Here is a 12846-nt window from a genome sequence, read left to right as displayed (position 1 = left end):
TTGCGCTCGTGCTGGCCGGTTCGAGGTGGCGGCGACATCGGCGGGTGAGGAAGTCGGGGAAGGCGGACATGGCTTGAGGGCCGGGCGGATGCCCGGCCCTCGCTGCTTCGGGAGGTGCGGCAGGCGGCGGAGATGCCTGTGCTGCGTCAGAACACCACTCTCAACGAGCCCGAGATGTCCATCCCCGAGAGCTTCAGGTCACCCGGGTCCGCGGCGCCGGTGAGCGCGCGCACCATGACCCGCGCCAGCGCGTGGGCCGACGGCGCGTAGGACAGCTCGCCACCGAAGCTCAGCAGGTGCGCGGACTCGAAGCCCGCGTCGTTCTTCCCGTACATCGTCCCCTCGGCCAGCGCCGCCAGGCGCGCGCCACCGCCCAGGTTGAACTCCAGCCTCTCCGCCGCCCCGAAGCTGCTGCCGTTCTCCGCCGTGGTGGAGAGCGGGTTGCCCGCGCCGTCCCCGTAGAAGTCGCTGACCGCCTTCAGCACCTGGTGCATGGAGAAGTCGTTGGACAGCCGGGCGGCGGAGCGCGCCACCCAGCGCTCCTCGAACACCGCCGCGCCGCCCTGGCGGAACACCGGAACACCGTCCACCTGGTCCTTGGTGTAGGCGCGGCCGGTGGCGTTGAAGCGCAGCAGGGTGGAGGGCGTGCTGTAGTCGTAGCCCACGCTGGCCGAGACCTCCGCCCCGGGGCGGTACTTCGTGTCGGCGCCCCGGGAGGGCTTGTAGGAGCCGCGATACAGGAATGCCACGCCCAGGGCCACCGCGCCCCGCGGTCCGAGTTCCCGTGCGTGCGTGAGCCCCGCCTGTGCGTCCAGGCCCTCGCCCATGCGCCGGACCCGGAACCCGTACAGGTCGGTGGCGGCCACGGAGGCCACGAAGTCCTCGATTGGCGTCAGCGCGTGCCTGCCCGTGGGCAGCCCCACGCCTATGGAAAGCACCGTGCCGCCGGAGTGGACGAACAGCTTCGCGCGCGCGTCGGTCATGCCGGAGAGACTCTGTTTCGCGGCGCCGCCGCTGTCGGGCCCCACCTCGGTCTTCGCGTACGCGCCGTAGAGCACCAGCGAGGCTCGCGCGCCGAGGCGCACCTTGAGGCTCACCGGCGTGCTGAGCTGGGTCAGCCTGAGCTTCGTGGCGCCCGAATCCACCGTGACCTGCCGGTACACGCCCCAGCCCTGGAAAGGCGTCTCGCGCGGCGCCAGGTCGGCGGACTCCACCGCGATCTGCGCGACAGCCGGGAGCGGGGAGAGGAGCGCGCCGGCCAGCGCCAGCGCCACGAAGTTCGGAAGAAGCGCGCCGCGCATCACGGAATCCTCCCGGTGACGATGACCGTTCCCTCGCCCGCGGGGCGGGCGTCGCGGCGATCGTGGGTCTCGCCGGTCTCCAGGCTGGGGAGCAGGCCCGATCCCGCGGCGCGGTCGGTCTCGAACGCCCGCGCCAGCGCGCGCGAAACGGCGCCGGCCGCGCCGGAGCGCTCCCCGGTCTCGGCCGCGCGCCCCCCGCCCTCGGCGGCGCGCGCGTGGGTCTCCGGTGCGGCGGGCACTTTCCCGGGCAGGCGCCTGTCCGGTTCCGTGTGCGCCACCGGCTTTTTCGCGGCCGCCCGGGACATCGCCTCGACGATGTCCTCGCGCGTGACCACGCCGCGGCTCATCAGGGCCCGCGCGGCGGCAGCCTCCCGGAAGTTCGGGTCCAGCCCCGCGGCCTCGTCATACGCCTTCGCCGCGCCGGACCAGCTGCCGCGATCCTCCTGGTCCAGCCCGCGGGCGTACGCCAGGAACGCCGAGAGATCGAGCGTGGGCGCCAGCTTCTCGATGGTGCCGTGCTCCACGGCGCTCACGCGCACCCCCATGCGGTCCAGCAGCATGAACAGCAGTTCCTTCTCCACGTTGAAGAAGTCCGCGCTGCGCCCGGACACGCGCCCGGAGGCCTCCACGCGGCCGGTGGCCACGCGGACCACGCGGGCTTCGATCTGCACCCGGTCGTCGTCGGTGAACACGTAGGCGCCCAGCACCACGCGCCCGGCGCGCAGGAGGCGGCCCATGCGGGGGGCGCTGCTGGTGTCGAACAGATCGGCACGGGAGAGCTTCATCTCGCCCACCACGGTCTCGAGCTCCACCCGGTCCAGCACCGTGAGCCGGCGCACCTGGGCCAGGTCGGAGGCCAGCAGCGCGGGAAGACCCTTCTCCAGCGGCGCCCAGCGCGACTCGTCGGAGAGGTTCTCGAACCGCGACACGGCGACGGCGTTCTCGGGGCCGGCGTCGCGGGCCAGCAGCCCCTCGTGCTCCACCATGGCGCGGGCCCTCTCGTCGTAGAGGTCGCGGGTGAGCGCGTAGATGCGCGAGCGCACCAGCGCGGCCAGCTCTGGGTCCTTCACGTCCCGGACCGCGGCGCGGTAACCGGCGATGGCGTCCTCGAGGTGGACGAGCGAATCAGCCTCGATTGCCTGGGGCAGCGTGGTGATCCGGGGCGCGCGTTCCGTCGCCACCGGTGTCCCGGTCCCAGCGGCGTCCTGCTCCCCGGCGCCCTTTGCCGATTCGGAGGCTCCCTCCTTCGGCGCCTCGGGCGGAGAAGCGGGCTTGGCCGCGGGAGCCGTCTGTCTCGCCACGGGCTCCCTCTTCGGAGCCCTGGGGTCCAGGGCGGCGACGGGGGCCTTCGCGGTGGTGTCGCGGCGGGCCGCGGCAGTCGCGGGCGCGCAGGGACCGCCCGGCAGAGCCTTCGCCAGCGCGCGGGCCAGCACCGCCTCGCTGGAGCGGGTGTCCTTCGAGATCGCCGCCCCGCACAGCAGGTCGGTGGCCCGGGAGGGCACCGGGTCCACGAACATGTGGTAGGCGCCCAGGTAGAAGTCGGCCTCCAGCCGGGTGCGCTCCGTGCGCGCGCGGGCCAGCACCTCCTCCTCCGGGACCTTGCCGAGGTAGAAGTCCACCACCAGGTCTATGAACGGCCCCTCCTTGCCCGTGACCCGGTACTCGGCCAGTCCGGCGAGCGCATCGTCACGCTGCCCGGAGCGCGCGCGAGCCAGGGCCGCCCACAGCGCGGCGTGCGAGCGGTACTTGAGCTTCGACACCACGGCGGGGGTGAGGATGGACAGCACCTCGGCGTCCCGTCCGGCGGCGAAGGCGTCGCGCGCGCGGGTGTAGGCGTCGCCCGCCGGCTTCGTGGCGGCCGGCGCGGCGGTTGCCGGCGCGGCGGACACTGTCGCGGCGGCGCACAGCCATGCGGACAGGAGGACGCGGTGGAGGCGCATCGGGAGCTCCTTCGAAGTGGGACGATCCCCGCGGTCGGCCCGCGGAGTACGCAGGCAGTTTGCTCACCGGTGCCACGGCCGTCAAGCGGCACCCGTGGCCGCCTTGACACTGGCGGGGGGACAGGGTTGAATCCGGCCCGGAGGTCCCATGCGCTCCATCCGCTCCCGGCTGGCTGTCCTCGTCATTCCCATGCTCCTCGCGCTGCCCGCACTCTCCGGCTGCGCCCGCAACCCGGGCGCGCCCCAGGGCCGTGCGCGCGTGGCGCTGGCGGTGCGCTGGGCCGCGCCGGCCGCGGCCGATTCCATGGTGGACAGCCTCACCGCGGAGGCCCTGGATGCCGCCGAGGGCGTGCTCTCGGGCCCGGTCTCCCTGGAACTCCTCCCGGACCGCAGCTTCCGCGGCCGCCTGGACGTGCACGCCGGCGGGGGCCGCCGCATCCGCGTGCACGCCTTCGCCCGCGGCGACGAGTTCTACCGCGGCACCTCGGACTACTTCACCCTGCGCCCGGCCGACAGCATCGGCGTGAGCGTCACGCTGGCCCCCTCGGTGGAGTTCTTCCTGGAGGCCACGCCCCGCTCGGTGGCCCACGGGGATTCCTTCGAAGTGGCGCTGCGCTACCGCGGCTCCGCCCCGCTGCGCGGGGTGCAGGCCGACCTCACCTTCAACCCGGTGGTGGTGGACTTCGCCCACGTGGTCGACCGCGACGTCTCGCTGGCCGGGTTCGACTGGTCGGTGAACGCCCCCGGCCGGCTGCGCGTGCTGCTCTACGGGAACGCCCCGGGGGAGCGCCTGGGACCGGGAGGCCCGGTGACCCTGTGCACGCTGCGCTTCGAGCGGCGCGCCAGCTGCCCGGGGGGCGACTGTCCCCCGCTGATCGGGACGCCGCTGGGCCTGCAGGGCGTGTCCGCCGCGGGCGTCCACGGCCTCTCCCAGCCCGTCAGCGCGGCGGGCGACAGCGTGGTGTTCAAGTGATCCGGCTCATGCTGCGGACGACGGCACGCGGGCCGCACCGGGGCGTGGCGCCCGCCCGGCGGCGGGGCCTGGCGCGCGCGCGCGGTCCCGCGATCGCCGCACTTCTTGCGCTCGCGTGCCTGCTGGGCGCGGCCGGAGTGGCGCGCGCCCAGGGCCCGGCGCGACTGTTCTCCATGGACACCGTGCTCACCACCAACAACCGCGCCGGGGAAACGGCCGCGTGGAGGCTGGTCCTGCGCCTGCCGCAGGGGCCCAGCGCGGGGGTGAACGACACCGTGGTGATCCACCTGTTCCTGCCCGGGAGCGGCAACGCCTCGCTGCCCGGCTTCTCCACCACCGGCGCGCACGTGGTGGACAGCGTCACCGGCGTCCGGGCCACCTTCCTCTCCGATTCCATCACCGGCGATCCAGTGAACGGCACCACCATCCGCATCCGCTACCGGCCGCAGGCCACCTGGGACTCCACCAAGGTGGACACGTTCTACATGCACGGCATCGTCAGCGCGGCCACCGCCGGCAACGTGAACGCCACGGTCCAGGGGCTCAACTTCAAGACCGTTCCGGCGACGGTGCTTCCCACCACGCTGCGCCTCACGGTGCGCTCCACCGCGGTGTCCACGTTCCTGGTCCGCGGGTGGTCGGGCAGCGCCCCGGCGGTCCTCGGCACGCAGACCGCCGGGGCGCCCTTCGACCTCGTGGTGGACGCCGTGGATCGCTTCGGGAACGCCGTGGACACCGCCACCACCGTGGTGCTCACGGATTCCACCGCCACCCTCTCGCAGCCGCTCGCGCTGACGCTGGGGCGGGGCATCTTCCTGGGGGCGGTGCTCACGCGCGCGGCGCCCACCGACTACATCCGGGCGCAGGACAGCCAGCACACCGGCCGCTCCGGATCGTTCGCGGTGCTGGGCGGGCCGCTGCACCACTTCGTCTTCAGCGCCATTCCGGCGAACCAGGTGGCCAACCACCCGTTCGCGGGCCGGGTGGAGGCGCGCGACACCTACAACAACATCGCCGACGGTTTCGTGGGGCCCGCGTCCGCCACCGACGTGAGCGGGCTGCTGGCACCATCCTCGCTGGCGTTCACCGCCGGCGTGTGGGCGGGGACGTTCACCGTGCCCGTGGCCGTGGATCCCGACTCGATCCTGATCTTCGCCAGCGGCAAGCTGGGCTCCTCGAACCTCTTCCACGTGGCGGCGCAGCACATGGCCGGCTTCGCCGTGAACGTGTCCGGCGCCCCCGTCACCGCGGGCGTGAAGTTCCCGCTCTCGATTCGCGCCGTGGACGATTCCGGCTACACCGTGGGCAGCTACACCACCGCCGTCCAGCTGGGCGACAGCACCGGCACCATCGTGCCCTCGGCCACGGGCGGCTTCACCGCGGGCATCTGGTCGGACAGCGTGCGCGTGACCCGGGCGCGCGTGGGGAACCGGATCGCGGCACTGGGCGTGGGCTACTCCGGGCTCTCCGTGCCGTTCAGCGTGGTGGCGGGCCCGACGCTGCGGCTCATGGTCACCGCGCCGCCGGACACCGCGCAGGTGGCGAACCCGTCGCGGCGGCTGGCGCGCGTCGTGAGCCGGGCGTTCCCGCTCACCGTGTCCGCCGTGGACGCCTACGGCAACCTCACCTCCTCCTTCGCGGGCACCGCCACGCTGGACGACCGCAAGCACCGCATCACCCCCACCACGGGCGCGATCGCGGCCGGCTCGTGGAGCGGCACGGTGGTGGTGAGCGACACCACCGCGTTCAACCAGGTGACCGCCACCTCCGGCGCGTTCCACGGCAGCAGCGCCTACATTGACGTGAACCCGCCGTCGCTGGCCCTGTTCTCGGTCACGCCGGCCGCCGGGGCGTACGTGGCCGGCGTCCCCTTCGCGGTCACCATCCGGGCGCTGGACGACCTGGGCGGCACCACGCCCTACTTCACCAGTTCCGTGAACATGACCGACGACAGCGGCACCCTGGCGCCCCTCAACTCGGGCGCCTTCACCGCCGGCGTGGTGACGGTGAACTGCACCATCACCATGGCCGCCACCACGAAGATTCATGTTGAAGACCTGCTGCCCCCGGCCAGCAAGCACACGGGAGTCTCGGCCCCCTTCACCGTGCAGCCCGCCCCGCATGCGGGCTTCGATTTTGCCCCCATCGCCACGCAGAAGGCGCGCGTTCCCTTCCTGGTCACCATGCGCGCGGTGGACGCGTACAACAACATGGTGCCCACGTTCAACGGCGTCGTGGGGCTGACGGACCTCACCGGGACGCTGGATCGCGCCGCCACCAGCCCCTTCACCGCCGGCGCGTGGACCGGAACGGTGACGGTGGGCCGCGGCACCCCCGCGGACCGCCTGACCGCCAGCTACAACCTGCTGACGCCCTCGCAGTCCGGCCCGTTCCAGGTGGACGCCGCCACCCCGCGGATCCTCGGGGTGCAGCCGCCGTTCCTGGGACCGGGCGCGTCGTCATCGGTGAGGGTGCTGGGGCGCTTCTTCGAGCCGGGCGCGCAGGTGCACGTGCAATCGGACGTGACCGTGAGCGAGGTCACGTACGTGAGCCCCGACACGCTGCTGGCGAAGTTCGACGTGTCGCCGCTGGCGTCCAACGGCTGGCGGCCGGTCACCGTGACCCAGTTCCACGCTTCGGTGAGCGACACCACGTTCCAGATCGCCACGCCGCGGGTCCGCCCGCGGCACCTGGGGCGGGGTGCGGAGGGCCGCAGCGCGAGCATCGCGGGCATCTACCTCATGCCGGGAACCAATTTCGACTTCGGCGCGGACGTGCACGGCCCCGCCACTTCCCCCACGCTCCCGCTGGCGGATTCCATAGCCTTCCCGCTGAGCGTGGACACCACGGCGATCCTGGGCGAGCACCCGGTGACTGGCACCAACCCCCGCGGGATCCCGTTCAGCTTCCCCGGGCTGGTGGTGATGCCGCGGCCGGCGATCGCTTCGGTGTCTCCGGACAGCGCGGCGTTCGGCGTGAGCATCACCGTCACGGGCACGGGCTTGGACCCCGGCTCGGCGCTGGCCGACTCGGTGAGCGTGGGAGGGACCCGCGGCGCGCTGAACGTGGGTGACTCGCTCACCGCCCACTTCATCCTTCCCGACGACGCGGCGCTGGGGGCGCAGGGGCTGCGCGTGTCCGCGTTCGGCTCGTGGAGCCCGCCGGTTCTCTTCCAGGTCCTCGCACCCCGGCTGGGCGACGTGACCGGGGACGGACACGTGACCCTGGCCGACGTGGCCGTGGCTGCGGATGCCATCCTGGGCCGCCGCGCGCTCACCCCGCGCGAGCGGTTCGCCTCCGACTGCGACACCAGCGGCGCCGTGGACGTGGTGGACCTGGTATGCATGGTGGACCTCGCGGCCCGGGCCACCGCGCCGGGGACCGTGGTGGCCTCCGCGGAACGGGGCTCGGCCACCTGGGACGCCGCGGCGCACGGCCTGCGGCTGCCGGAGGGCGCCCGCGCGGTGCAGTGGACCGGATCCGGCACGTCCGGCGGGGGCGCCAGCCGCGAATCCGGAGGCGCGCACGCGTGGCGCGCCGTGGACGGCTCGGTGGTGGGTGTGGCCGCGGTGGGCTTGGAGCGCTTCCTGCGGCTGCCCTCCGGTGTGCGCGGCGTGACCGAAGTGTTGTGGGCCGACGGCGCCGGCAGGGTCAACCGCGCCGCGCTGGAGCGCCCTGCGCCGCCGGCGCGCTTCCAGGTGCTGGGCAACCCGCAGCACGGCCGGGCCTGGTTCGCCGTGCCGCTGCACGCGGAGCGCGGCAGCATCGAGATCTTCGACGCCGCAGGGCGTCGCGTGGGCCTGCGCGCGCTGGACCCACAGGAGGCCGGGCAGGTGACGTGGGAACCCGCGAGTCGCATGCCCGCAGGCGTGTACCTGGTGCGCTTCCGGGCCGGTGCCGTCGAGGCGCGTTCGAAGCTGGTGCTGCTGCCTTAGCCGTACCGCAGATGCCCCGACCCAACCCGGGGCCCCGCATGGGCGGCGCCGGCCCGGCGGCCGATTCCTACTGTACGACCTCCAGCATCATCGGCGGCGACACCCTGTAGATATCCGGGTTCATCGGGCTGTACACCACCACGGGCAGGAGCGTGAAGCGGCCCGCGTGGGTCACCCGGAAGTCACCGGACCACACCTCCGACCCGGCAGATCCCGGCCGCAACGCGATGCCCTCCAGTTGCGCGGCACCGTGGAGTGCCGCTCCCATGCCCGCGTGTTGCTCCCGCCGCGCCTGGTCCACCACGTGCCTGGAATCCAGGGCCCCGCACATCGGGACCCGGATGAGGAGCCCGTCCCATTCGATCGCACGGCTGGAGCGCACCACCATGCGCACCACCTCGCCGAGGTGAAGCGGGCCACGCACCGCCTCCAGCTCCCGGGCCGCATGTGCCCATCGGCTCTTCACGGACACCCATCGGAGGAAGGTCACTGTCAGCGTGCCCGTCGAGGAATCTGGAGCTTCGAAGGTCGCGGCGTGCCCTCGATGGAGCGCGGTTCGCAATACTCCCGGGGTCGCGCGCTCGGGCAGTCCGGCAGCCACCTCCGGAAGCGCGATCCGGCCGGCCCAACCCGGAGGGAATACGAGTCCCTTTGCCGGTGCAGTGTCGCTGGTCCGGAGGTGCGACATGAGCACCAGTGGCCAGGTCCGGAGCGGCCCCCGGCCCCGGCCGCCGAGCAATGCGAGCCAGATGCTGGTGTCGGAAAGCTCGGGCGCCGCCCGAGTCAGAACCACAGAGTCGGCGGCGGCCCACAGGTCCGCAGCTTCCACGGGCTCCTCGAAGCCCGCAGCGAAATCAACGCGTGTCGCAGACGACAGCCGGGGCAGCTCCCGGCTCCAGCCGGAGGCATCGCACGGGGTTCCAAACCGCCGCCACAGCGCGGCGAGCGCCCGGCGGGCCGAGGCGACGTCGGCCGTCCTCGTCCGGGGCCCGCGCGCCGCCCGCGCGGTCCTCATGGCGAGCGCGTCCAGGCGCGAGGCCGTTTCGGCCGCCAGCGAATCCCGTCCCGCGGTGACCGCCACCAGGAAGTCGCATGCGGCGGGGACGTCAAGAGAGCCATCCGCCCGAGTGAAGAGCGCCGGGTTGTCCAGGGAGTCGCACAGAAATGCACGCACCGTCGCGGTGGCCGAGAGTTCCGACCCGTCCGCCGCAACTTCGCGCAGAGCCCGGACAGCGCTCAGCAACCCGCGAGGAAGCAGTCTCGCGGTCCACTCGCTACCCAATCGCTCCACCGCAGCCACGGAGGCCAGGCGCACCGATCCGGACGCATTCCGAAGCGCGATTCGGTCGTACCCATCGCGCATGGCCACGGCAAACGCCGGGGCGGCCCAGCGCCTCGTGGTGACTGAGTCCCAGGCTACACCCGGCTCTTGCCCGCGGCCGAACACCGTCCGGAACCGCGGCTCCACACGGTACACTTGGGCCAGGGCATCCCCCACCGAATCGGCCCGGGTGGCGATCTCCACACGCAGCGACCCTGTCTCGCCTGCCTTCACGACGACCCTGCCTTCGCCTGCACGGGCCGGGGAGGCCTGGACCGGCGAGACCGGCGCCTCGAGTCTTCCTCCATCCACTTGTGCGCGCCACTCGTCGAACCTTCGCGCCGGCTGACCGGGGGCTTCGCGCACCGTGACCCGCATCGTGCCCGGGCCGACGGCGTGGGCGGTGATGCTCCATGCGGTCAGGTTGTCGGGCACGCGGACGGCCACATGCGCCACGCCGTCGGCGCCGGCTTGAAGCCTGGGAATCCAGAGGGCCTCGTCGCGGAAGTCCTCGCGGACCCGCGGGGGGGAATCCAGGGCGATTGACGGGCGCGCGGAGGCCATCGGGCTCATCAGCTGTTCCAGGTTGTCCAGCGACTTGTACGCCACGTGGCCTCCCGCGCTCCCCGAGCCTCTCGCCGGTGGCACAGGTGGCGAATACGCGACGACCAACGGCATCGGTGGCAGGGTGTAGAAACTACGGAGCAGGTCCGGGTTCCGATCCGGGGCGAACGCGACCAGCGCGCTGTCATAGACCGCCACGTGCACCTCGGCGGGCACTCCCGCACCCTTCCAGTCGCGCACCGCGATCGTGAGATCCAGAGTGTCCCCGGGATGCAGGGTCGTCCGGCCGGGCTGGACCTGCACGTCGAGTTCCTTGTCACGGCGCCTGACTACGGTGCTCGCGTGCGACTCCAGCACCCGCCGCTCCCAGTAGGTGTATGCCGCAACGCTCAAGCCCCCCGCGCCAAATCGTGCAGACGGAACCGTGAAGAGCGTTCGCCCCCTGCCGAAGGCCACGTCAGAGAGCTTCTCGATCGGATCGGCTGCTGCGAGAAAGACGTGCGCCACGCCTTCGTGGTCCGACACGATGGCGAAGCACGCCTTCGGACCATCGCCCTGCACCGTGTCGGCGCAGGCCTCAAGGCCGAATGTGGACGGCTGTGGGGTTGGGGTAGGCCGCGTGCCAGGAACCCGGTCGTCGTGGGTGACGGGAGCCGGAGTCGGGGCCGGAGCAGGCACAGGTTGCCCCGGCGGGGGGACCAGGGGTCCCCGGATGGGCAATTCGCTGCGCACCAGCGCTGGCCGGCCCGCATCGTCCACCCCCCCGGCACATACGGTGAAGTTGCGCCCGCGGGAGGTGGTGTCCCTGCCGGCCCACTCCGCCATGCCGCTGGAATCGGCCACCAGCTCGGCGCTCTCGAGCAGGCGGCCGCCCTGCAGCAGCCAGACCCACACGTGGGCGCCGCGTGCGGGGCCGGCCGGCGAGGTCACGCGGATCCTCGCCGCCGGACCGGTTTCCGCCGTGCCCGATTTGTGAGGCAGCAGCTCGAGGGTCAAGGCCGAGGTACCCACCGAGGTCGCGGACTCGGCAGTGACCGGTTCGGAGCCGCCCTCCTGGGCGGTCACCCGCAGCGTGACGCGTGCCGTGCGGGGCAGGAGTCCCGGAGTGGCCCTCCTCACCAGCGCCGTGCCGTCCACGTTCGAGAAGAGCGTGTCGTACTCCGTCGGCGTCGACGCGCGCCGGCGCACTCGACCGGGCTTCTCCCAGTGGCGCGCTTCCGAGTCCATCGTCAACGCCGTCGCCAGCATGACGCCGGAGGCCGGATAGCCGTCCGACCGGTGGAGCTTCACGTGGAATACGGCCGAGTCTCCGGCGAACACGCGTGTTGCATCGGCGGAAAGCTCGATTCGAAGGGAGGGCGTGGGCCGTTCGGTGATCGGAAGGGACCGCTTCTGGGAAATGTCGCGCATTCCCACCGCCAGTGTTGCGTCGCCCAGGCTGATCTTGTCCGTGGCGCGAAGTGAGTCCACGTAGACGCCAGTGCTGTCGAAGCGCCCCTCCGAGGTGCCGCAAGGGGTTCCTTCCACGCTCAGCCCCACGGCCACATTGGCGCCGCTCGAGGGCTCCAGACGCCCCTGGCGCTCCTCGCGGGCGACCAGCTTGAATCCCACCTTCCCGCCGGGCCGGACGATCGGCCGGTCCAGCAGCGTGGCCAGCCTCCGCATCACAGGCGGGCGCGGGGGAATTGGGATTCGCAGGCACACTGCGTCGTGCGCCGAGTCGGCGACCACGATTTCGTTGCCTCGGACCAGGTTGGTCTCGATCGCCCCATGGGAGTCGGTGCGTCCCAGGAACCTGCGCTCGCCATCCAGCAGATCCAGTCTCGCCACCGGCTTGCCGTCCGCGATGCGGACCGCGCGAATCCGATATGCGCCCGGCATCAGTTCGCACACCAGCGCGATGGAACTCACCCGGAGCGTCTGTCGGGGGGCAGCACCCCACTTGCCCTCGGCGCTGACCGTGTACTGGCCCCCCGGCAGTGGCCCGACCCAGGCCCGGTAGTCAATGAACCGGGCGCCAGTTTTCGCCTGACGGTCGAATACGGCGCGTCCCTCCAGGTCGAGCACTCTCACGCGCACGGTGTCTTCGGGCTCCGAAAAGACGGCGATTTCGAAGCTATCGGAAGGGCTTCCCGCGTCGGGCGACACGCGCAGCGAAATGGGGCGGTGGTATGGGGCCTCCGGGGGCTTCCCGTGCAGACGGATCGTCAGGTCCGTGACGTCCTCGGCGTCCTCCGGCAGCGGGATCGACACTTCGATCATGCCCCAGGCGTGCACACGGACCTGGCCGCCGGGGCGCACGCCGCGCGCGGTGAATCTGCCGTCCGCATCCGTGGTCGCCCTGACCTCCGTGAAATCCACCCAGATGTTCGGCAATGGGTGACCATCCGGCCCGAGGACCCGCCCCGAAACCGTTCGGCCGCGGGTGAGCACGATGTCCGGGAGCACGACCAACCCGCCGAATTCCGGGCACTGAATCCTGGCGCCGCGCCTCAGGAAGCCGTCCGCACGGACCGTCAGCTCGCCCACGCTGGCGGGCACGTTCGAGATCGTAAAACGGCCCGCCGCGTCTGTGGTCGCAGTCCCCGCCGCCGCGCCCTCCACTGTCGCGCCCGGCATGGGGCGCCCTTCGGGATCGACCACCCGGCCCTGGACGGAACACAGTCGGGACATCACCAGGACCGGCTGCAGGCGTGCGGCGTCGGGAGATACCGGGTACGTCCGATCCGGGTCCTGCTGCCACCCGGGGAGCACCGCCTCCAGTTCGACGACTTCCAGGGGCACGCGTGAAAGGTGGAATCGGCCGTTCGCA

General features: G+C 72.3%; 5 protein-coding genes. 2 read left to right on the top strand and 3 right to left on the bottom strand.

Annotation, left to right across the window (positions count from 1 at the left end; genetic code table 11):
* Positions 1 to 146: 146 nt before the first annotated feature.
* Positions 147 to 1301, bottom strand: coding sequence for a hypothetical protein (locus HZB25_02585; GenBank protein MBI5836110.1), 1155 nt, complete (start codon positions 1299 to 1301; stop codon positions 147 to 149).
* Positions 1301 to 3241 carry a hypothetical protein gene (locus HZB25_02580; protein MBI5836109.1) on the bottom strand — a complete coding sequence of 647 codons (1941 nt, stop codon included), beginning with the start codon at positions 3239 to 3241 and terminating at the stop codon, positions 1301 to 1303. The genes HZB25_02585 and HZB25_02580 overlap by 1 nt, the downstream gene beginning before the upstream one ends.
* A gap of 148 nt (positions 3242 to 3389) precedes the next feature.
* Here HZB25_02580 and HZB25_02575 point away from each other — a divergent pair, with 148 nt between their 5' ends.
* Positions 3390 to 4214 carry a hypothetical protein gene (locus HZB25_02575; GenBank protein ID MBI5836108.1) on the top strand — a complete coding sequence of 275 codons (825 nt, stop codon included), beginning with the start codon at positions 3390 to 3392 and terminating at the stop codon, positions 4212 to 4214.
* Between the two features lie 8 nt (positions 4215 to 4222).
* Positions 4223 to 8149: a hypothetical protein gene (locus HZB25_02570; protein ID MBI5836107.1), complete on the top strand. Its 3927-nt coding sequence runs from the start codon at positions 4223 to 4225 to the stop codon at positions 8147 to 8149.
* Between the two features lie 67 nt (positions 8150 to 8216).
* Here the strand turns inward: HZB25_02570 and HZB25_02565 are convergent, their stop codons facing one another.
* Positions 8217 to 12818, bottom strand: a complete 4602-nt coding sequence (locus HZB25_02565) for a carboxypeptidase regulatory-like domain-containing protein (GenBank protein MBI5836106.1) — start codon at positions 12816 to 12818, stop codon at positions 8217 to 8219.
* Positions 12819 to 12846 lie beyond the last annotated feature (28 nt).

The organism is Candidatus Eisenbacteria bacterium (assembly GCA_016235265.1).
Lineage (GTDB): Bacteria > Eisenbacteria > RBG-16-71-46 > RBG-16-71-46 > JACRLI01 > JACRLI01.
The sequence above is the reverse complement of the archived record's forward strand: the minus strand, read 5'-3'. Positions and strand labels throughout refer to the sequence as shown.

What these genes read in the sequence shown, in the direction of transcription:
- HZB25_02575 (MBI5836108.1), top strand. Translation starts at nt 3,390, where the DNA reads ATGCGCTCCATCCGCTCCCGGCTGGCTGTCCTCGTCATTCCCATGCTC.
- HZB25_02585 (MBI5836110.1), bottom strand. Translation starts at nt 1,301, where the DNA reads ATGCGCGGCGCGCTTCTTCCGAACTTCGTGGCGCTGGCGCTGGCCGGC.
- HZB25_02580 (MBI5836109.1), bottom strand. Translation starts at nt 3,241, where the DNA reads ATGCGCCTCCACCGCGTCCTCCTGTCCGCATGGCTGTGCGCCGCCGCG.
- HZB25_02570 (MBI5836107.1), top strand. Translation starts at nt 4,223, where the DNA reads ATGCTGCGGACGACGGCACGCGGGCCGCACCGGGGCGTGGCGCCCGCC.